Source organism: Polaromonas sp. (assembly GCF_016185115.1).
GTDB lineage: Bacteria > Pseudomonadota > Gammaproteobacteria > Burkholderiales > Burkholderiaceae_C > Polaromonas.
Map to the genome: position 1 here is coordinate 22,854 of NZ_JACPOF010000005.1, position 21,220 is coordinate 44,073.

Annotated in this window: 18 protein-coding genes; 10 read left to right on the top strand and 8 right to left on the bottom strand. The window is 61.7% G+C overall.

The window, feature by feature from the left end:
• Window position 1 precedes the first annotated feature (1 nt).
• The 4 genes from HYX42_RS04350 to HYX42_RS04365 all read right to left on the bottom strand — a co-directional run bounded on the left by HYX42_RS04350 (window position 2) and on the right by HYX42_RS04365 (window position 4,142).
• On the bottom strand, window positions 2–1,405 hold the full coding sequence (locus HYX42_RS04350; RefSeq protein WP_293400234.1) for a CmpA/NrtA family ABC transporter substrate-binding protein: 1,404 nt from the start codon (window positions 1,403–1,405) through the stop codon (window positions 2–4).
• A 327-nt stretch (window positions 1,406–1,732) separates the two neighbouring features.
• Complete coding sequence (locus tag HYX42_RS04355; RefSeq protein WP_293400236.1) at window positions 1,733–2,152, bottom strand: CBS domain-containing protein; 420 nt, start codon at window positions 2,150–2,152, stop codon at window positions 1,733–1,735.
• 125 nt (window positions 2,153–2,277) lie between these two features.
• Window positions 2,278–2,937 carry a response regulator transcription factor gene (locus tag HYX42_RS04360; protein ID WP_293400238.1) on the bottom strand — a complete coding sequence of 220 codons (660 nt, stop codon included), beginning with the start codon at window positions 2,935–2,937 and terminating at the stop codon, window positions 2,278–2,280.
• Window positions 2,934–4,142, bottom strand: a complete 1,209-nt coding sequence (locus HYX42_RS04365) for a PAS domain-containing sensor histidine kinase (protein WP_293400240.1) — start codon at window positions 4,140–4,142, stop codon at window positions 2,934–2,936. The genes HYX42_RS04360 and HYX42_RS04365 overlap by 4 nt, the downstream gene beginning before the upstream one ends.
• 179 nt (window positions 4,143–4,321) lie before the next feature.
• Between HYX42_RS04365 and HYX42_RS04370 the strand changes: the two genes are divergently transcribed.
• The 9 genes from HYX42_RS04370 to HYX42_RS04410 all read left to right on the top strand — a co-directional run bounded on the left by HYX42_RS04370 (window position 4,322) and on the right by HYX42_RS04410 (window position 14,955).
• Window positions 4,322–4,861 (top strand): hypothetical protein, encoded by a 540-nt coding sequence (locus tag HYX42_RS04370; RefSeq protein ID WP_293400242.1) that lies wholly within the window; start codon window positions 4,322–4,324, stop codon window positions 4,859–4,861.
• A 52-nt stretch (window positions 4,862–4,913) separates the two neighbouring features.
• Complete coding sequence (locus HYX42_RS04375) at window positions 4,914–6,173, top strand: MFS transporter (protein ID WP_293400244.1); 1,260 nt, start codon at window positions 4,914–4,916, stop codon at window positions 6,171–6,173.
• Window positions 6,170–6,613 carry a PTS fructose transporter subunit IIA gene (locus HYX42_RS04380; protein WP_293400246.1) on the top strand — a complete coding sequence of 148 codons (444 nt, stop codon included), beginning with the start codon at window positions 6,170–6,172 and terminating at the stop codon, window positions 6,611–6,613. The genes HYX42_RS04375 and HYX42_RS04380 overlap by 4 nt, the downstream gene beginning before the upstream one ends.
• On the top strand, window positions 6,582–6,851 hold the full coding sequence (locus HYX42_RS04385; protein ID WP_293400248.1) for an HPr family phosphocarrier protein: 270 nt from the start codon (window positions 6,582–6,584) through the stop codon (window positions 6,849–6,851). The genes HYX42_RS04380 and HYX42_RS04385 overlap by 32 nt, the downstream gene beginning before the upstream one ends.
• A gap of 139 nt (window positions 6,852–6,990) precedes the next feature.
• Complete coding sequence (ptsP, locus tag HYX42_RS04390) at window positions 6,991–8,763, top strand: phosphoenolpyruvate--protein phosphotransferase (RefSeq protein ID WP_293400250.1); 1,773 nt, start codon at window positions 6,991–6,993, stop codon at window positions 8,761–8,763.
• 112 nt (window positions 8,764–8,875) lie between these two features.
• Window positions 8,876–10,576, top strand: coding sequence for a caspase family protein (locus HYX42_RS04395; RefSeq protein ID WP_293400252.1), 1,701 nt, complete (start codon window positions 8,876–8,878; stop codon window positions 10,574–10,576).
• A gap of 65 nt (window positions 10,577–10,641) precedes the next feature.
• Window positions 10,642–11,184, top strand: a complete 543-nt coding sequence (locus HYX42_RS04400; protein WP_293400254.1) for an OmpA family protein — start codon at window positions 10,642–10,644, stop codon at window positions 11,182–11,184.
• A 49-nt stretch (window positions 11,185–11,233) separates the two neighbouring features.
• Window positions 11,234–12,943, top strand: coding sequence for a CHASE2 domain-containing protein (locus tag HYX42_RS04405; RefSeq protein ID WP_293400256.1), 1,710 nt, complete (start codon window positions 11,234–11,236; stop codon window positions 12,941–12,943).
• Entirely contained in the window at window positions 12,940–14,955 is a 2,016-nt protein-coding gene (locus HYX42_RS04410) for a caspase family protein (RefSeq protein WP_293400258.1), read from the top strand. The genes HYX42_RS04405 and HYX42_RS04410 overlap by 4 nt, the downstream gene beginning before the upstream one ends.
• 23 nt (window positions 14,956–14,978) lie before the next feature.
• Here HYX42_RS04410 and HYX42_RS04415 read toward each other — a convergent pair whose 3' ends face one another.
• Together HYX42_RS04415 and HYX42_RS04420 are read right to left on the bottom strand one after the other, a co-directional pair.
• Window positions 14,979–17,969, bottom strand: coding sequence for a CHAT domain-containing tetratricopeptide repeat protein (locus HYX42_RS04415; RefSeq protein WP_293400260.1), 2,991 nt, complete (start codon window positions 17,967–17,969; stop codon window positions 14,979–14,981).
• A 186-nt stretch (window positions 17,970–18,155) separates the two neighbouring features.
• Entirely contained in the window at window positions 18,156–18,995 is an 840-nt protein-coding gene (locus tag HYX42_RS04420) for a DMT family transporter (protein ID WP_293400262.1), read from the bottom strand.
• Window positions 18,996–19,150: 155 nt separating this feature from the next.
• Between HYX42_RS04420 and HYX42_RS04425 the strand changes: the two genes are divergently transcribed.
• Window positions 19,151–19,351 carry a hypothetical protein gene (locus tag HYX42_RS04425; protein ID WP_293400264.1) on the top strand — a complete coding sequence of 67 codons (201 nt, stop codon included), beginning with the start codon at window positions 19,151–19,153 and terminating at the stop codon, window positions 19,349–19,351.
• 12 nt (window positions 19,352–19,363) lie between these two features.
• Here the strand turns inward: HYX42_RS04425 and HYX42_RS04430 are convergent, their stop codons facing one another.
• Both HYX42_RS04430 and lipA read right to left on the bottom strand, forming a co-directional pair.
• Window positions 19,364–20,146 (bottom strand): hypothetical protein, encoded by a 783-nt coding sequence (locus HYX42_RS04430; protein ID WP_293400266.1) that lies wholly within the window; start codon window positions 20,144–20,146, stop codon window positions 19,364–19,366.
• Between the two features lie 47 nt (window positions 20,147–20,193).
• Complete coding sequence (gene lipA / locus HYX42_RS04435; RefSeq protein WP_293400268.1) at window positions 20,194–21,207, bottom strand: lipoyl synthase; 1,014 nt, start codon at window positions 21,205–21,207, stop codon at window positions 20,194–20,196.
• Window positions 21,208–21,220: the final 13 nt, after the last annotated feature.

The following is a 21,220-nucleotide window of genomic DNA, read 5'->3' on the forward strand; positions in this document are numbered from 1 at the left end:
TTCAGGACATCTTGTTGATGGCAAACCCTTTGGCGTATTGATCAGCCTTGGCCGCATCAAACTCCTTGCCCATGATGGTGAACTTGGGGTACGCGCCTTCACGCGCGGGCTGGCCGAGTTCCTTCATGTATTTCTTGGCATCAGTGATGAGGAAGACCTTTTCAGCGATCTGCTTGTAGTTGACCTCGCCCTTGACGTAGCCCCAGCGTTTCATCTGCGTGAGCATCCACACCGCCATGGACTGCCATGGCATGGGGTCAAAGTCGGCGCGGTCGGGCACCGTCTTGATGTTGCCCAGGCCGTCGGCAAACTTGCCGGTCAGTACCTGATTCAAAACGGCTTCAGGCTGGTTGAGGTAAGCCTGCGGTGCAATCACCTTGGCGATGAGTTCGCGGTTCTTGGGGTCGCGTGCCATGGCAGCCGCTGTCAGCACAGAGCGGTACAGCGCAGCGAAGGTGTTGGGGTTCTTCTGGATGAATTCGGTCGAGGTGCCGAAGGCGCAGCAGGGGTGGCCGTTCCAGATGTCTTTGGTGAGCATATGGATGAAACCCACTTCTTCATAAACAGCACGCTGGTTGAAGGGGTCGGGGCCGAGGAAACCGTCGATGTTGCCGGCGCGCAGGTTGGCCACCATCTCTGCGGGTGGCACCACACGCAGCTGCACGTCGGTGTCGGGGTTGAGGCCGGCTTCTGCGAGGTAGTAGCGCAGCAGGAAGTTGTGCATCGAATACTCAAACGGAATCGCGAACTTGAAGCCCTTCCAGTTCTTGGGGTCGCGGTTGTTCTTGTGCTTGAGCGCCATCGTGATGGCCTGGCCGTTGATGTTCTGGATGGTGGCCACGTTCATCGGCGTGGCGTTGGAGCCGAGGCCCATCGAGATGGCCAGCGGCATGGGCGACAGGAAATGCGTGGCGTCGTATTCCTTGTTGATCATCTTGTCGCGTATCAGCGCCCAGCCCGCGGTTTTGGTGACTTCCACTTCAAGCCCCTGCTGTTTGTAAAAGCCCAGCGGGTGCGCCATGATCAGGGGCGTGGCGCAGGTGATGGGGATGAAGCCGATCTTCAGGTTGGTCTTTTCGAGCTTGCCTTTTTCCTGTGCCATGGCCTGCATGCTGGCGACCGGCAACACGCTGGCAATGGCGGCCATGGCCGTGCCCTTGCCGACGGCGCGCAGAAAGCGGCGGCGGACTTCGTCCTGCGGGAACAGCGCCTTGACGAGCGTGGCCTCGATGAATTCATTGGAATACGCCTCAAACTCGCTGGTGAGGCTGCGTTTGCGCAATTCGACCGCGGCCGCATCGGCTGCGACTGCAGCGTGATGGTCGGCGATTGTGTGGTCCTTGCCGCAGCTGCATTTCAGCATCAGCGGCTGGTCGGCGTCGTAGGGTGAGAAGAATTCAGACATGGCGCGCACCTTTTCTGTTGAAGATGCGGCTGTCTTGCAAACAGTGGGCCACCACATGCGCTTCCCGACATGGCGGGCTGATTTAGCAGCAGACCCTGCAACTGCCTGTAGGGCGGGCACTACAAATCGGGGGGCGATGAGGCCCCTTGCGGTTCAGAAGTCCGGTTGACCTCCGTGAAGCCGGGAGGTGGCCAACCGGCCATCCAGCGTAGGAAGGTCAGATTAAGGGGCTTGCAACACGGCCATGCACCATCACGGGGCCTGGTGCTGCAGTGCCCTCACAGGGTGTCGCGAGTCGAACTGCCGCTTCGGACGCTATCTTGCGGATCAGGGTGCCGAGATGGCGCCCAGCGATTCGCCGACTTCGGCCTCATCTTCGCTGCCGTTGACTGCAATGTCGCCGAGTGAAATGATGCCCACCAGTGCGCCAGCGGAATCCACCACGGGCATGCGGCGTACCTGGCTGCCGGACATGCGCTTGAGCACGTCTTCCAGCTTGTCTTCCGGCAACGCGGTCTGAACCTGCTTGCTCATGATGCCGGAGAGCGGTGCTTGTCCATCCATGCCTTTGGCCACTGCACGAATCACGATGTCGCGGTCCGTCACCATGCCCAGCAATTTGCCGGCATCGCAGACCGGTATAACACCGACGTTCAGTTCGCTCATGGCTTGAGCCGCAGTCGCGATGGAGTCGGCAGGCGTCAGGCTTCTCACATCGGCAGTCATTACTTTATTCACGGTGGTCATGGTTTTGTCCTCTGGTTGGGCCCGCATGTGCCGGCTGAGAGAACAGCATAGGCTGCCCTGAAGCCGTCATGCATCAGATGCCTCTCGCACTCGCGTAGGACAAGCTCGCGGCTGTCCCCGCTGTCTCAGTCGCCTGATGGCGGCCTGGCGTGGCGCTCTGCATAGAGCGCCAGTTCAACATCGTTGCGGGTACCGGTTTTTTCCAGGATGCGGGTGCGGTAGGTGCTGACCGTGTTGGATGCCAGGCCCAGCTGCGTGCCGATTTCACCTACGGACTTGCCCGCAGTGAGCAGGCGGAAGACCTGGTGTTCGCGATGGGACAGCGCATCTGCGCCAGCGCGTGCCGTCTGGCCACTGATGACGCCCGCGAGGGCTTCGGCCGTCACGGCTGAAACATAAAGTCCACCCGCAGCAACCTTGCGCACTGCGGCAATCATGTCGTCGGGGTTGGCGCTTTTGTTGAGGTAACCCGCCGCGCCCAGCTTGATGCAGCGCACGGCGTACTGTTTTTCGGGGTAGGTGCTGAGCATGAGTACGGGCAGCAGCGGCCAGCTCTTTTTAAGCGCCTGCAACACGTCCATGCCATCGCGGTCGGGCAGGGCGATGTCCAGCAACACCGCGTCAAGCCCGGCGTGGCCACCCAGCGCATCGACGCGTGCAAGGATGTCCGGGCCGGTTTCTGCCTCGGCAACAACCTCGATTTCAGGCGCATCGGCCAGCACCTGCTTGAGGCCTTCGCGCACGATGCGGTGGTCGTCGCCGATGAGAATTTTGACGGTGTTCATAAAGGTATGTTGAGGTGAAAGGTGGTGCCGGCGCCGACCCGGCTGGTGATGCCGAGGGTGCCGCCCAAGTGCAGCGCGCGTTCGCGCATACCCATGACGCCATAGGCATCGACGGCCTCAAAGGCGGATGTGTCCGCGCCCTTGCCGTTGTCGCTCACGCGAATGTTGATGGCTTCCGGCGTGGCCGTGATGTGAATCGCGACCCGGCTGGCCTGTGCGTGGCGGCCCACATTGCTGAGCATTTCCTGGAAGATGCGGAACACGCCGATGGCAGCCGGCTCCGGCAGGGCTATGGCCTGCGCCACGTCCATCTGCCAGTCCAGCTCGAGTTCGGCCGACTGCACAAACTCATGGGCCTGCCAGTCCAGCGCGGCCCACAGGCCCTGGTGGTCCAGGATGCTCGGACGCAGGTCGGTGATGATGCGGCCCACATTTTCAACGGCGGTTTCAATCTGCCGCCCCATGTTCTGGCATTTGCCCCGCATGGTGTCGCGCATGGCCTGTGCAGCCTCCGGCTCGCGCTGCTGTTGTTCGCCCAGGCGTTTGTCCAGCCAGCCGACATCCATCTTCAGGGCCACCAGCAGGCTGCCCAGCTCGTCGTGAACTTCGCGGGCGATCCGCGTGCGCTCTTCCTCGCGCACGGTGTGGGTATAGGCCGAGAGTTCGCGCAGTTGCTGCAATGCTTCAGAGAGTTCATGCGTGCGCTCACTCACGCGCTGCTCCAGAACCGCATGGGCCTGCCGCAGTGCGGCTTCAGCCTGGCGGCGCGCGGAGATGTCGACAAAGGTGACCACGGCGCCCTGGACCTGGCCGTTTTCGACGATGGGGTAGGACGAGTATTCGACGGCGAAAGCCGAGCCATCCCTGCGCCAGAAATGCTCGGTGTCTATGCGGCAGGGCAGTGCCATGCGGAAGGCATTGAAGATGGGGCACAAGTGCTCGGGGTAGTGCTCACCCTGGCGAGCTCCCTCGGCATGGGTGTGGTGGGCCAGCTCGTGCATGTTCTTGCCCAGCACCTGCTCCGGCGCATAACCCAGTTGCTCGGCGCCTGCACGGTTGATGAAGGTGCAGCAGCCGGCCATGTCTATGCCGAAGATGCCTTCACCGGTCGATTCCAGCAATTGCGACAGCCGGTCGCGCCAGACCACCTGCCCTTTGGCGGGGAGGTGGGTAGGCACTGGTGGCGTGGCAAGGGGGGTGGTCATGGGGCTGATGGTGTTTCGGGTGGGCAAAAAATTGCAGGAAGGCGGCATCTGTGAAGAAAACCAGTGAGCAAACATCGTGCCCAGATTGGTGCAAAACGCAAGGCCATGCACCGGACAGGCGCATGAAAGGTTAAAGTCCTATGCCTGCTTACTATATTGATCTTTGCTCAAGCCGACCGATGCCACGCCCGAGTCACAGATTTACCTCCTTCTTTCTGGCCGTGGGCTGCATGGTGCTGTTGCAGGCCTGCAGCCCCAGCCTGAACTGGCGTGACGTGCGGCCCGAAGGCACCGGCCTGGCCCTGCTGCTGCCCTGCAAGCCCGACAAAGCCCAAAGAACCGTGCCGCTCGGGGGTTCTGCCACCGAACTGAACATGCTGGGCTGCGATGCCGGCGGTGCGACCTTTGCCGTGGCCAGCGCAGATATCGGCAACGCTGCCAACGTGGCCGAAGTGCTGGCGCAATGGCAAAAACTCACGCTTTCCAATATGAAGGCTGCGCCGGGCGCGCAGGTCTTGCCTCTAAAGGTGGCGGGCTCTGCGCCGCTGCCGCCCGCCGTGCTGGTCAAGGCGCAGGGCCAGCGTGCCGACGGCCAGGCGGTGAGCGGGCAGGCGGCTTATTTCGCAAAAGGAACGCAGGTGTTCCAGGTGGTGATGTATGCCGGCAAGGCGGCGCCGGAAGCCAGTGAGACCTTTTTCTCCAGCCTCAAATTTGAATGATGAATGGGTGTGAACCAGAGATGATGAAAATTCTTTTGCAAGGTGTACGGGCATGAGCGCCGTACCCGGCGCGTTGCCGATATCGCGAAGTTCCGACTTGCTCGACCGCAGGACGGGCGCGATTGTGTTTCTGGCTTTTGCCGCGGCGTATTTCTGCTCGGCGCTTGTTCGCGCCATCAACGCAACCTTGTCACCCGTATTGACGCAGGATTTCTCGCTGCATGCGCGCGACCTGGGCCTGCTGGCCGGGGGTTACTTCCTGGGTTTTGCGGCCGTGCAACTGCCCATGGGCAAGTGGCTGGACAGCTACGGCCCCAAGCGCGTCAGCGTCTGCTTTCTGGCGGTTGCCGTCATGGGCTGCCTGGCTTTTTCCGTCGCCACAACCTTTACCGGGCTGCTGGTCGCGCGCATTCTTGTCGGTGTGGGTGTCAGTGCCTGCCTGATGGCCCCCATGACCGGCTACAGGCGTTGGTTCGATGCGCCCAGCCAGTTGCGCGCCAATTCATGGATGCTCATGACAGGTTCACTGGGCATGCTGGCGTCCACCCTGCCGGTGCAGTGGCTGCTGCCGCTGATGGGCTGGCGCCCGCTGTTCTGGATACTGGCCGCGCTTATCCTGCTGGCCATCGCGGCCATTGCCTGGTTGGCGCCCACATGGCAACTGCCCGGGAAATCTGCTGATGCCCAACCCGCCAGCACCTATGCCGAGGTCTGGCGGAGCCGTTATTTCCGCAAACTCCTGCCGCTGGCCGTTTTTAACTACGGCGGCATGGTGGCCATCCAGACCCTGTGGGCCACGCCCTGGATGATCAGGGTGGCGGGCTACACACCGCTCGAGGCCGCAACCGGGCTTTTTTACCTGAACGCCACCATGCTGGTGACCTTCTGGAGTTGGGGCATGGTCAACCCCTGGCTTGCGCGCAACGGCTTCAGCGCCGACCGGCTGATGGGCTGGGGCATGCCCCTGAGTTTGCTGGTGCTGGCCGCCAACATCTGGGGCGGGGCCAGTACCGGCTGGCTTGGCTGGGCCGTTTTCTGCATGGCTTCGAGCGTGCTGGGGCTGGCGCAATCGTCGATTGGCCTGGCCTTCAGGCCTGCGCTCGCCGGGCGCGCATTGTCGGCCTACAACCTCGGGATTTTCGGCGGGGTGTTTGTTGTGCAGTGGGGCCTGGGCCTGCTGATTGATGCTTTTGCCGGACTGGGCTGGGGCACAGTGGCCAGTTTTCAGGGCGCCATGGCTGTGTTTTTGTGTTGCTGTATCGCGTCATACGCCTATTTCGTGAGCGTCACCGCTGATAATTCACCGCAATGAACGGCATTTTCATCATCGCGCACGCCCCGCTGGCTTCGGCCTTCCGGCAGTGCGTACTGCATGTGTTTCCGGACAATCCCATGGGGCTGGTGGCCCTTGATGTACAGCCCAACATGCCGCCGGAAGAAACCCTGGCGCAGGCGCGCATCATGTTCGAGCAGATGGCGACATCGCATGCGCTGGTACTGACCGACGTCTTCGGCGCCACGCCCTGCAATGTGGCGCAAAAACTTGTTGATGGCGTCAATTCCAAACTCATTACCGGCATCAACCTGCCCATGCTGCTCCGCGCGGTGTCCTACCGGCACGAATCGCTCGATTTACTGGTGACCCGCGCGCTGGCCGGCGCCACGCAAGGCGTGATGCAGGTGGCCATTACCGCACCGCAAAATCAGGCCCGAAGAAAACATGATCCAGACCAGCACGAACATCAGCAATAAGCTTGGCCTTCATGCCCGCGCATCCGCCAAGCTCACCAAACTGGCGGGCAGTTTTGCCTGCGAGGTGTGGATGAGCAAGGGCGAGCGCCGCGTCAATGCGAAAAGCATCATGGGCGTGATGATGCTGGCCGCTGGCCAGGGCAGCACGGTGCTGATTGAAACCGATGGGCCGGATGAGCAGGTGGCGATGGATGCACTCCTTGCCTTGATTGCTGACAAATTTGGAGAAGGGGAGTGATGTTGCCCCCACGATTGCTCACTGCGTGTAGCGCCCTGCCCCCCGGGGGGGCCGCCCCGCCTGCGGCCCGGCGAAGCCGGTTCCGCGGCTCCTGCTTGCCTTTCCCGGCTCGCTTCGCATCGCGTCTTGGGGCGCCCACTTGACGTTTTCGGTCCACGGCTTGGCTGTGTCGCGGGGTATCGCGATTGGCCGTGCCGTGCTTGTGGCGTCCAGCCGCGCCGATGTGGCGCACTACTTTATCGATGCCGACAAGACCGATGCGGAGATCACGCGGGTTCGTGTGGCGCGCAATGCGGTGATGGAAGAAATCACGCGCGTCCAGCAGGATTTGCCGAGGGATGCGCCGCACGAGCTCGCCGCCCTGCTCGATGTACATCTGATGCTGCTGCAGGACGAGCAGCTCATCAGCGGCGTCAAGCACTGGATAGCCGAGCGCCACTACAACGCCGAATGGGCATTGACCACGCAGTACGAAGTCATCGCCCGCCAGTTCGACGAGATGGAGGACGAGTACCTGCGCGAGCGCAAGGCTGACCTGGAACAGGTGGTTGAACGCATACTGCGCCGCATGAAGGGCGCTCCCTCGCCCATGCAGCAGCCCACACGCCAGGCGGGCGCCAGCCGCAAGGACTCCAACCAGGGCCTGCTGCTCGACGACACGGTGGATGTGCCGCTGGTGCTGATTGCCCACGACATTTCGCCTGCCGACATGCTGCAGTTCAAGCAAAGCCTGTTTGCAGGTTTTGCCACGGATGTGGGCGGCAAAACATCGCACACCGCCATCGTTGCACGCAGCATGGACATTCCTGCCGTCGTCGGTGCGCGCAGTGCCAGCCAGCTCATCAAGCAGGACGACTGGGTCATCATCGATGGTGATATGGGCGTGCTCATCGTTGACCCGTCGCCCATCATCCTGGCCGAGTACGGCTTCAAGCAGCGCCAGGGCGAGCTCGAACGCGAGCGCCTGAACCGCCTCAAGCACACGCCGGCACTGACGATTGACGGCCAGCGCATAGAACTGCTGGCGAACATCGAAATGCCCGAAGACACGGCGGGTGCTGTCAATGCCGGTGCCGTTGGCGTCGGGCTGTTCCGCACTGAATTCCTGTTCATGGGCCGTGAATCAAAAGGCCTGGGCAAACTGCCCGATGAGGAAGAGCAGTACCTTGCCTACCGCAAGGCCATAGAAGGCATGCATGGCCTGCCGGTGACCATACGCACGGTTGATATCGGCGCTGACAAACCGCTGGAGCGCGGCAAGTCGCAGGAGACGCACCTGAACCCTGCGCTCGGCCTGCGCGCCATTCGCTGGAGCCTGGCCGACCCGCCCATGTTTCTCACGCAGCTGCGCGCCATTCTTCGCGCCGCAGTGCATGGCCCCGTCAACCTGCTGGTGCCCATGCTGGCGCACGCGACCGAAATTCGCCAGACGCTGGCGCTGATTGACCACGCACGCGCCGGGCTGGACAACAAGGGCATCCCCAATGGCCCTGTGCGGCTGGGAGCGATGATCGAGATCCCCGCAGCTGCGCTCACGCTCAAGCTGTTCCTGAAGTATTTTGATTTCCTGTCCATTGGCACCAACGACCTGATCCAGTACACGCTGGCGATTGACCGTGCGGATGAATCCGTCTCGCATCTCTACGACCCCTGCCATCCGGCGGTGCTGCGCCTGATCGCCGACACGATTGCCGAATGCAATGCACAGGGCAAGAGTGTGAGTGTGTGCGGCGAGATGGCCGGTGACGTCAACATGACGCGCCTTCTGCTGGGCATGGGTCTGCGCAGTTTTTCCATGCACCCCTCGCAGATCCTGGCGGTCAAGCAGCAGATTTTGCGTGCCGATGCCGGCAAGCTGCAGGCCTGGGCCCGCCAGGTTCTTGACAGTGAAGAGCCTGCGTTGCTTCTTTGACGCTGCCCCGTCTCCGGCAGTCAAACTTGATGGGATTGAGGGTTTGTAAGCACTTGTACAAGACCGGCTTCTACGTAAAAATCAGAACCCAATTATTTAGGGTGAACGCCTTGTGAGCCAATCAGCCACTGCCATCGCAGAAATAGCAACAAAGTTGAGGCTGGCCAAGTCTGCGCTTCCAGTCCTCAGACTGGTTGCCGTCGCCTCGACGCTGGCTGCGGTTTCTGTTTCGGCACAGGCGCCCATAGACGTGCGCGTGGCCTTGATCATTGGCAATTCTGCTTACGCGACGTCGCCGCTCGTCAACCCGGCCAACGATGCGCAGGCCATGGCTGATGTGCTCAAAAGGCTTGGCTTTAATGTCATCGAACTGCGCGATGGCACCAGGGCCCAGATGTCCGCGGCGATTTCCAAAGCCAGTGATTCACTCAAGGGCAAACAGGGCGTTGGCATGCTGTACTACGCTGGTCATGGCCTGCAACTGGACTGGCGCAATTACATGGTGCCGGTGGATGCCAACCTGAAGAACGCGGCAGACGTTACCCAGCAAACGATTGACCTGAGCAGCGTGGTTGATGTCTTCAAGGTTGCTGGCAACCGCATGAATATTGTTGTACTCGATGCCTGCCGCGACAACCCGTTTGGCGGCAACACCAGTTCGGGCAAGGGGCTGGCACAGCTTGATGCACCACCGAGTACCTTTCTGGCCTATGCCACTGCGCCAGGAAATGTGGCCGAGGATGGGGATGAAAAAAGCGGCAATGGCCTGTATACGCAGTACCTACTGCAGGAACTGAAGCGGCCCACCGCAAAAATCGAAGATGTGTTCAAGCGCGTACGGCTGAACGTGCGAAAACAGAGCCAGGGCAGGCAGATTCCGTGGGAGTCCACCTCGCTTGAAGACGACTTCTTTTTCAATGATGGCGCCCGGTACACCATCAAGCCGGAGGACCTGGAGCGAATGGCAGCCAGTGCACTGGCAAAGGTCAATGAAAAAGACCGCGCGGCTGAAGCAGCCCGTCTGCAGGAAGTACAGCGCCTGGCCGCGCTCGCCCGCCCGGCCGACACCAGGCTGGGCAAGGAGCAATTAAGGGAACTGGCCTTCAAGGAAGAGAAGGCGGCCTGGGACTTTATCAAGACGAGCAACAACCCTGAAGATTTTTATACCTTTCTGCAGCGCTTCCCCAGCGGCGGCGACCTGAGCGAGGCCGCGCAGTACCGGCTGGATCAGCTTGCCAAACCCAAAGTCATTGCCTCTCTGGGAAAGGGGCAGGATGCAAGTCTGGGTTACATGGGGCCCCGCTTCAAGGTGGGTGACATGTTTCAGTTCCAGGTCAGCGATGTCCTGACCAATGTTCCTGGAGAGAAGCTGTCGTTCAATGTGACCTCCGCCGATGGTGACCTGGTGCAGTTGAACAATGGGGGACTCATCTACACCGTTCTGGGCGCGACCCTGAAAAATGAACGCGGGACTTTTGCGACCCCTTTCGGAGGCCTTCCTGCCGAGTTTCAGGTAGGGAAAAAATGGACAGGGCGCACCACGCAAAAGGCCAATGACGGGCAAACTTATGAGCTTCAGCAGGAGTCAAAAATCAAGGGGCGTGAAGTGGTGACTGTGCCTGCCGGCACGTTTCAGACCTATATGGTGGAGACGGTCATTTATGTTCAGGGTGGCAGCACCCTGAACATCAGGTCGTGGCACGATCCGCGCTACGGCTATGCCATCAAGCGTGAGGAAATGGGCCGTTTTGGTTCGCGTATTTACCGCAGTGAGCGGCGGGAACTGATAGCACTGAAGGCCGACCGCAGTTAAAACGCGCGGATACCCGGGCCGCACTTACAACATCAAGATTCGCAATAAATACTCTGGCTTTCACCATGTTCAATTGTTCTGCTGCGCTACGTTCCAGGTTTGTTGCTGGCCTCTTTTTCCTGTGCATGTCCGGCGCGCTCCAGGCGCAGGGTGCGCCCAGCGCCGCAGAAATGGTTGAGCAGCTCAAGGTGCAACCTCCTTCTGCGGGACCGCGTACGCGCAGTCTGCGCAACCTGACCGTGGAGGCGGTAGAGCCCCCGCCAGCGCCATCGCTTTCATTGCTGATCCAGTTCGATTTCAACTCCGCGCGCGTCAGGCCCGACAGCCAGCAGACGCTGGCCAATCTCGCGCAGGCCATGCAGTCGAAAGAGCTGGCTAATGCGAAGTTTGCCGTCGAAGGGCACACCGATGCCAAGGGCGGAGCCGACTACAACCTCAAGCTCAGCCAGCAAAGGGCCGATGCGGTAAGCAGCATTCTTGTCGGCCATGGCGTGACGGCCGCTCGTCTCGTCAGCGTAGGCAAAGGGTCCACAGAACCATCCAACGCGGCAGACCCCCTGGCTGCCGAAAACCGGCGTGTGCGCGTAGTGAATCTGGTGGTGCAGTGAAAAGGCCTGCACGCGCGGCGCGGTCGCCTGCAGTGTTGCACGGGCGGCAATGCTGCTGAAGGTCAAGACGGCCATTCGGGGCCTGCAGCTGCGCATTGGCAGCTGGCCGGCCGGGCGCGTGACCTGGGGGCTTGTCGGCCTGTTCAGTGTCTGGTTGCTGGCTGATGCGCTGTTTCTGGGTGTAGGCAGTGGCATTGCCCAGTCTTCCTACGATGCCATGGTTCGCATGCGCCTGTATGCCGCAGCGCCGGATCCGCGCATCGTCATTGTGGACATCGACGAAGCATCTTTGCTGCGCATGGGTACGCAGTTTGGCCGCTGGCCGTGGCCCCGGGATACGCTGGCCGCCGTGCTGGACCATATCGGCAAACAGCAGCCTGCTGCGGTTGTATGGGATGTGGTGTTTTCCGACGCCGATCGCCTGAGCCCTGGTGGTGACGCCGCATTCGATGCGGCCGTGCGGCGCAGTAACAAGAACCATTTTTCAGTTGTTCGCCTTCCGTCCGCCAATGATGGCCTCAGCCGGATCACCCGCCAGGTGCTGCCGGGGCTGTGGCTGCCTTCTGCCGTTCAGAAGGTTTCCAGCGGTGGGCCGTCCACGGTGGCGCTGATTCCACCTGTGCTGCCGGCAGTGGCTTCCGGACGCCTGGGCTACAACAACGGCTACGTTGATGGCGACGGGGTTCTCAGGCGCTTTCGTTATGCAGAAGTTCTTGCCGACGGCAGCGTCATCCAGTCTCTGCCGCTCAGCATTCACCGGGACATCAATGCTGCATTGCCTGCTGCCCAGGGGAGCTTTCCTGTCAGAGGACTCAGGCCCGCCGATGAGCTGGTGGCCTGGCGCAAGAAGGCGGGCGTTTATCCGACAGTTCCCTTCGCCGATGTATTTGCGCTGGCCGATGGGGGCGCGCCGCTGTCGCGGGTGCCTGGCTTTGCCGGCAAGGTCGTGATCATCGGGTCCACTGCGCCCAGCCTGCATGACGTGCACCCGACACCTTTGTCACCGACCCAGGCGGGCGTGGACTCGCTCGCCACGGTGATTGACAACATCCTGCATGAACGCCACATCGCAGAACTGCCGCGCTGGTTCCAGGTGCTGCTGGCTGCCGCGCTGTGCGTAGGCATTGCACTTTGGGTCCGTGTGCATGGCGTGGCTTCATTGGCGCCTGCCATTCTTGTATTGCCGGCCTCGCTGCTTTGCGTGAGTTATCTCAGCCTCCATGGCCTGCCGCTGTTCATAGACCTGCACCTCACGGCGGGTATAGGGCTGGCCTTTCTGGCGGCGCTGCGCTTGTGGAACGGGTGGCGCCGGGACCATTGGTCTTCCCCTGCTGATCCTGGCTCTGGGCAGCACGTCATCTGGTGCTGGCGCAGTGAGGCGCCGTGGGTAGATGCGGCCTTGGACCGCACCATGGATGCCCTGGAGCAGCACGCGCCCAACTGCCGCATCGTCACGCCGGACATCTCCGTGTCCTGGCCGTCGTCCCTGCACTGGCCTGAGCTGGCGGGCTATCTCGCGATTTGCGGCCCGCGTGCAGAACTCGAACAAGCGCAGCACGCGCTGGCCGGAGAGATTTCTGGAATTGCCGCTCTGCGCGGCCTCAATCATGGGTCACTGCAAGCCTTGCCGGTCGGCGTGTCGCGGGGCGCTGTCTGCGCCGCCGCCATGGCCGGCTGGGCTGATCTGGTTCCGCTACCGCAGACACAGCCACACACCAACGTTGCCAGCCAGTCCGTCATTCAAGGAGTTACACAATGAAGCGTCATCACACACTGGCAGTCATTGCACTTGCCATCGCGGGAGGTGCACTGACCCTCCATGTCGCAGGACAGCCCGCCATACAGTTCACGACGGCGGTGCGCGACACCGAACTGCGTTCGGACAAGTTGGGCTCTGCGCCGGTCATGGGCAATCTGCAGGCCGGCGCACGCCTGAATGTGCTGAGTGTTGAAGGCGGCTGGGCTTTGGTGGAGTCATCAGGCGCGCGTGGCTGGGTCAGGGCCAATGCCCTGAACCTCCAGTCGGGCAGCTCTGCGGCCTCTGGAATGGACAGTGGCCGGCAGGGTTCCGGCAATACCGCACTGACGCTGGGTACGCGTGGCCTGAGCCCGCGCAGCAATCGCCACGCGTTGATCATCGGCATCAGCAAGTACGGCGATCCTGGCATATCGCCGCTGCCCGGTGCGCGCATAGACAGGGAGAGCGCGACCCAGATGGCCACCGCCATGCAGGTGCCTCCCGACAATATCAGCTACCTGCAGGACGAGCAGGCCACCGGCGACAACATACGCGCAGCCCTCAAGAGCCTGGAAAACCGGGTCCAGGAGGGCGACCGGGTGTTCATCCATTACTCCGGGCATGGAACACGTTCATACGATGCCGAATCAGGCGGTTGCGTGGAAGCGCTGCTGGGGTATGAAGGCACTTACAAGGCCCTGCTGACCAACCGCGAAATGGCCAGCCTGCTCAAGCCGATCACAAACAAGACTGACAAGCTCTTTGTAATGTACGACGCCTGCCATTCAGGCGGCATTGTGAGCAATGCCTCTACAGTGCGTACCCGCGGCCTCGGCATGGCGGGTTCCCGCATGGACCCTCTGGGTAACGGAAACGACGAAGGCCTTTTGAGTCCGAAAGTTGCGAATATCAGCGAGGAATGCGGGCGGCCGGTCAATGTCAAAACGCGCAATCTGCTGGTAGAGAGCGTCACTGCGGGCACATTGCCGCAGGACATCATCCATATCAGTGCATCACGTGATAACGAGGTGAGCTTTGACGATTCGATGAAGGGCGGTCTGGCCACGCAGTTTGTACGCGACTGCATGCTTCGTGACGCGGTGGACATCGACAAGTCCGGCGCCATCAGCATGGAGGAGATCCGGCAGTGCGCGCAAGCGAAAATCAACCAGCGCATGCAAAACGACGCCAATTTCAAGGCGCATAACCTGATGTTGTCGGGCAATATCGGCTTTGTACCGGCCTGGTTCAGCCAGGTCCAGCTGGCTGCCGGCCCGCTTGCCCAGACAGTGGCGTTGCCGGTTGCGGTGCCAGCGGCTCAGGTGCCACCAGTGGTCGTGGCTCCTGCGCCGGTCAGGCCGCCGCCCGGGACTGTGCCTGCTGCGCCACCTGTTGTCGCCATGCTTCCGGCGGCAAAGCCTCCTGCAGCCCCGGCGCCTGTCGCGGTAGCTGCGCCTCCTCCGGCAGTGGTCGCCGCGCCTGCACCGGTGGTGGCTGCGCTCACGGGTGAGCAGGCCTTGCGGCAGATGTTCGAGCAACGTGATGCCAAGCGCCGCGTGAATGTCAGTCTGGGCAAGACACAACTCAAGATCGCGCAGGACACTCTGGAATTGAGCGTGCAATCCGCCAAGGCCGGTTATGTGTATGTGGCCCTGGCCGGGTCAGACAACAAGTCGGTCTATATGCTTTTCCCGAATGATCTGGACCAGAACAACCGCATAGCGGCCGGGGAGACCCTCAAGCTGCCCCGTGACAACTGGCGCGTCAAGGCTGGTGGCCCGGCCGGCACCAACAACCTGCTGGTATTTGTCGCTGACGGGCCGCGCGACCTCGGTCAGCTTTCTGCGTCCAAGGCAGGGCCATTTGTCATGTCTCTCAACGATGCAGGGGGCCGCGCAAAACTTGGTGCCCTGATGACGGCCTCGGCCACGGTCGCGAGCCAGGCATGCCAGACGAGCGCAAGCCGTAAAAACAACCCGCTTTGCTCTGATGCATACGGTGCGGCCATGGTGTCTGTCGACGAAGTCAAATAAAAACAAAGGGTCTGTAACAGGCCCTAGCGGCCGCCTTCTCCCACCAGCGCATACGGCGCCCAAAAAGCCGGGTGGGAGAATTTCGGGTCCGCCATGACCTTGAGCATGGCTTCGCGCAGGCTCTCGGCCCTTTTGGCGCCGGGGTTCGCCGCCTGGTGGGCGAAAGTGCCCGTGGTCAGCAAACTTGCAGATTCGCTTTCGACCGACCAGTGCGTCACCAGCAGGCTGCGTGACCCTGCGTAAAAAAAGCCCCGGGCAAGACCGCTGAGCGCTTCTTCCGCGCGGCCTTCTGCAGCGGCGGTGTTGCAGGCGGAAAGGACCACCCAGTCGGCATTGAGTTTGAGGCCCAATACGTCTTCCAGTGTCAGCAGCGGGGCCAGCGGGTCGGCGTCTTCCGGACCGCCTGCGGCCATGGCCAGCGCCGGCTGGCGCAAATTGGGAAGGTCACCGGGCACCAGACCGTGGGTGGCAAACACAATCACGCGCTTTTGCGCCAGCTGGCCGCTGCGGCTGGCTTGCAGCACGCTTTCGCGGTTGGCGTCTTTCCCGAAGTGCGTGTCTTTTTGCCTGTCGGCCTTGAGCAGGTCGGCAATCGCCTCGACCTCTGCGCGCGTCTCCGGCAGGGCCGGGATCTGCGCGTATTTGAGTGCGCTGCGTGTAACTTCGTCCTCCGGTTTGTTGCCAGCAGCACCAGCGGCAGAGCGGGTCAGGTTGACGTTACGTGTGTTGCCCGGCTGTGCAACCTGCCGTGCATCGAAGAGGGGATCCCCCCAGCCCATAAACGCCTGCACCGCCGGCTTTGACTGGCTTAACTGCTTGAGCGCCATCCAGGCGCTCGCACCGGGTACATGACTGACGGCCCTTTGCCGGATCAACCAGGGGGCAGTGGCCGGGTCGCCGCTGAATGACTCTGTCACCAACGCCGAAAACGGCACTTGCGCCAGCGCGCCGGAGGTCGACACGATCAGGTGCTTTTTCCCTGCCAGCGATGCAGACAAGGGCTTGAGCAAGGCCTCGTACAGCGTGGCCGACGCCGCAAAATCAAACTTTGGAGCCCGCACACCCATGCCGGCCACGTCCAGCGTGACCCGAAGGCGCTGCACCAGTGTGGCGACGGCTGCTTCGTCAAGCGCCGAATAGGCGCCGACGACACCGTGCTGCCGGTCGATCGCCCACACATAGGTACCCAGTGAAGTACTCAGGCACTGTACGAACACGTCATCTTCGCCCAGCAGTGCGGCGATTTCCTTCACTGTGGGGGGGCGCGGCCTGACCATTTGTTCGTATTGGGGAAACGACTGGCGGATTTGCTGGTGCAGTTGCTGGCGCTGCCCGGACAACTGCGCAATGCGCTGGCGCATTTGTTCGGTAACTGCCGGCGTTTGTCTTGCTGTGGCTTCGCTGCCCTGCTGGTTGATGTAGCGGTAGAGCACGTCCAGTTCCCGCTGGATGTCCTGCTCGTTGCGCAACGCTTCCTGCAGACGGGGATCGGTGAAGCGGGTGCGTTGAGCCGCATCGTTCAGGGCCTGCTGTACGGATGAACCGGAAAGCCATTCGGCCATGGCAAAGCCTCTTTCCAGCGCCTGCGCGTCGGCACCATTGGCAATCGCCTTGAGGTAGGCTTCGGCGACGCTTTTGCGTGCCAGTTTGCGCAGACCCTGGTCTTCATTGCCCTCCGGGCTTTCGCCGCTGGCCATCAGGCTTGGCAGGGCGACATTGAAGTGCGCGAGCGCTTCGCCGCGCTTGCCACTTTCCCACAGGGCCCAGGCCAGCAGTCCCTCTGACAATGCTGTTGTGGGGTGGCCTGCGCCAAAATCATTCTTCTGGCGCGTCCAGGACGCGGTGAGGACGCTTTCGGCCTGCGGCCAGCGCTGCAGCTTGAGCAGCACGATGGCCCGCGTCAGTCCGTTGCGCGCAAATTGCTGCGCTTCGGTGCTGCCCTGGGAGTCGCGGTCTACAGCTTCAAAACTCTTCCATGCGTCAGCCCAGCGCTCCTGGCCGGCCAGCGCGGTCTGCTCTACCCCCCGCGCTGCCAGCAGGGGGGCCGAGGTGGCCGGTGCATTGGCCTTGAGCATGCTGTCGGCACCCTTGCGCGCCCACTGCTCCGCTTCGCGAAAACGCCCCTCCTGGATACGAAGCCTGCCTATCGTGGTGAAGAGCTGGGCGACGAGGTGGTTTGACACCTCTCCGGCAGCGATGATTTGCAGTCCCTGCCGAAGGCTTTGGTCGGCGTCAAAAAGTGCACCGCGCATGTTCTGGGACCGGGCCTCGTACGTCAGGGCATTGATCAGTTCGTTGCGTCCAAAAAATGCCCGCTTGTCGTCCATCTGGCTGCCCAGCGCCACGCTACGTCGCGCCGCCAGCACAGCCCTGTTGGCTGAGCGGGCTGCCGCATCGTATTGCGACATGAACGACTCCATGTCGCCCTTCGAGGTATAGACGCGCGCCTCGGTGCGCGCCAGCAGGTACTGCGGCCCCGGCCGGTTCGGACGTAGCTGGCCCTGAAACCGCGCGAGCGACGCCTCGGCCATGGCCATGGTGCTGGTGGCGTCCTTGATATTGGCCTGCAGATGCAGGTATTTGAGGGCTATTTCCGCCTGTACAAAAGCCCGCCACGCATCATTGGGGGCCAGTCTGGCTGCGTCCTGGGCATAGGAAAAATAGTCTGCGAGCCGGCCCCCCCTGATCTGCGCCAGCGCCATTCGCCAGTGCGCCTGCCAGTCGTCTGGCAAGGCCTGCAGCCAGTTGCGCGCAAACTGCTCGCTGACGCCCAGATCCCCCTGCTGTTCGCTCAGGGTCTTGCGGCTCTCGAAGAACTCTTCGAGAGCCGCGCGGCTGGCGCCCGCCGGTGCGGGCTCCAGTACTTTCTGACGTGCTTTTTCCTTGTCCTGGGGACTCAGGACCATGGTCGGCGCAGCTTCAAGCGCATCTTCGGTCTGTGCATGCGCCGGCATTGCGCCCAGAAAGCAGGCCAGTGACAGGGAAATGGTGCAAGTCCAGCTGATGAATGTCATGCGTGTCATCGGTGTCGTTAACTTGTGGAAACCAGATTTGGGGCGTTGATGTTGACACGTCTTCATACCTGTTGCCATACCTTGTAACGAGTGTTGTGGCGTAGAGCATGAATCCGCCAGGTGTTGGGGACGGCACCGGGTATCACGGACATCACCGGGCATGTCGGGTTTCGCGTGGTGTCCGGACTAGGGGCCCCGTGTACCGAGCACCGCCGCGCCAGTAATCATCGCTGCGGCCAGGGCAATGCTCCAGCTCAGGGGTTTGCCGCTGGCCAGCATCAGCAGGGCAGTCGATGCCAGCGGTGTGATGTAGCTCAGGATGCCGATCTGCCGCGCATCACCCAGCTTGAGCGCCTTGTCCCAGAGAAAAAACGCTGCGCCCAGCGGACCCAGACCCATTGCCGCAATCAGCAGCCAGTCCTGCGTCGACAGGGAGGCTTGAGGTTCAAGCGCCCAGTGGCACAGCAAGGAGAGCAGCCCCGACACCAGCCCGAACAAACCGACGGCTGCGGTGGAAAACGGCGGTACGCGCTGCGTCAGCAGCGAATAGCTGGCCCAGATAAATGCTGATGCCAAAGCTGGCAGGTAACCCCAGGACCAGAGCGCCGATGTTGCGCTGCTGCTGGCGCCCAATATGGCCACCGCAGCACCGGAAAACCCCAGCACCGCCGCGATAAGGTGGAGGGGCCGCAGTTGTACGCCCTTCAGAAAAAGCGGAGCCAGCACCACCATCAAAAGCGGCCACAGATAGTTGACGAGGTTGGCCTCTACCGGCGGCGCCATGCGCAGCGCAATGAACAGCAGGAAGTGAAAACCAAACAGGCCGTAGACACCCAGCGCCAGGGTCGATGCGGGGATGCGCCATGGCGATCTGTCCCTGGCTACAAAGGGCAGGGCCAGCACGCTGCCGATCAGCAGCGCGAGACCTGTCAGTAAAAAGGGCGGCACGTGCCTGAGCGACACACCGAGTGATGCGAGAAGGGCCCAGAGGGCAATGGCGCCCATGGCGTACAGGTTGGCTGGCATGGTCTGTAAAGATTCCCGGTAAAGCGGAAGGCAGCTCCCTGGTCTACATGCGGTAACCAGCTTCACCCTTCAGGCATATGGCCTACACCAAGCGGCCATGCTTGAGCGCTGAAATGGGCGTGCGGAAGTTTAACCACCGCATCAAGGAGAACAGCATGAGAAAAATTTCGATCCTTCTGGCTACCCTGGCCGGCCTGGGCGCATTGTCGGGCTGCGTGGCCTACCCTGTGGGCTACGACAACGGCCCGCATTACCGTCAGGCACCAGCACCGGCACCGGGTTACAGGCGTGACTGTGATGGCGATGGTGTACCCAACCGCTATGACCGGCGCCCGTCAGACCCCTATCGTTATTGATCTGCAAAATGTTTACCTGAGGCTGGCTTCCAGGGCCAGCATCGGCGTCTGGTCCACGACGATCCAGCCCTGGGTGGGCCTGTCCAGATCCAGAATTGTGTAGATCACCAGCGACAGCAGCAAGGGGAAGCCGATCAGCGCCAGCCGCAGGCGCCGCTGGTTGGCACCGAAAGCAAAACCCGCCAGGGCTGCCGCCTGCAGGGTGATGATGACCAGCAGTCCAATCACTGAAGACGGTATCTGGTTCTCGATGGCATAGCGGCGCTCATTGCGTATCGTGCCCATGTCGATGACTGCCGAAGTCAGGGACGAAAAGTAGGTGTTCTGCACGGGTTCCCGATAATTGCCCAGGGCCGATACGACAGCCCAGATGCGCGCCTGGATACCCTGCGCGTCGCTGACGAGTGCTTCCGATTTGGCACTTTCGGCTGCCGAGTCGTGATAGGCCAGCCGCGAGGTGATGTACTCCCGCAACAGTGTTTTGACGGCCTGCGATTGCCCGGGCTGCAGGAAGTCGGCACGCACCCAGGCCGTGCTTATGGCGTTGGCTTCCTTGAGGATGACCACCTTGCGCGCTTCGTAACGTGTCACGCCCATGCTGAATGAAAAGGCCAGCAAGAGGCCCAGCAAGGCCAGTGTGGCACCGGAGACCGAGAAAAAAGCGCTGCTGATGTTGTCCCAGCTTTCGAAGTCCATCTTGCGGCCTGTGCGAAAGCCGGCTTCTATGGCGACCAGCAGGGCGCAAAACAGCGTGATGGCAAATATCGGGGCGGGAATGTCGTTCAGGTTTTGCATGAGCCCGAGGCCGGTTCCCGGCGGTCAGTGTGAAAAGAAAAGGCGTCTCAGGTGTGGGCAACGCCCGCAGACGGCTTGTCGGACACGCCAGCGGCGTGGGCCTGCTGGTCGGCGTGATAGCTGGAGCGCACCATGGCGCCGACGGCGGCGTGGGTAAAACCCATTTTGTAGGCCTCTGCTTCAAACATCTTGAACGTATCAGGATGCACATACCGGCGTACCGGCAGATGCGACATTGAAGGCGCGAGGTACTGGCCAATCGTCAGCATGTCGATGTTGTGTTCGCGCATGTCGCGCATCACCTGCAAAATTTCTTCATCAGTCTCGCCCAGGCCGACCATGATTCCGCTCTTGGTCGGCACATCGGGGTGCAGGGCCTTGAATTTTTTCAGCAGGTTGAGGCTGAACTGGTAGTCGCTGCCGGGGCGTGCTTCCTTGTAGAGGCGCGGCGCGGTTTCCAGGTTGTGGTTCATCACGTCTGGGGGTGCGGCTTTCAGAATCTCCAGCGCCCGGTCGTCGCGGCCGCGGAAGTCCGGTACGAGGATTTCAATCGTCGTTTCCGGCGAGAGTTCGCGGATTTTCTGTATGCACTCCACAAAATGCCCGCTGCCGCCGTCGCGCAGGTCATCGCGGTCCACGCTGGTGATCACCACGTATTTCAGCTTGAGGGCCGCGATAGTTTTGGCCAGGTTGAGCGGTTCATTCACGTCCAGCGGGTCTGGCCGGCCATGGCCGACGTCGCAAAACGGGCAGCGCCGGGTGCACTTGTCGCCCATGATCATGAAGGTCGCCGTGCCCTTGCCGAAGCATTCACCGATGTTGGGGCAACTGGCTTCCTCGCAGACGGTGTTGAGCTTGTTTTCGCGCAGGATCTGCTTGATCTCGTAAAAGCGTGTGGTCGGGCTGCCGGCCTTGACGCGGATCCACTCCGGCTTTTTCAGCAATTCACCCTGCACCACCTTGACCGGGATGCGCGACAGCTTGGCCGCCGCCTTCTGCTTGGCCAGCGGGTTGTAGTCCTCGGTGCTCTGGATATCTCGAACGACTTCCTGGGTGCTCATGGTGTGCTTCTCT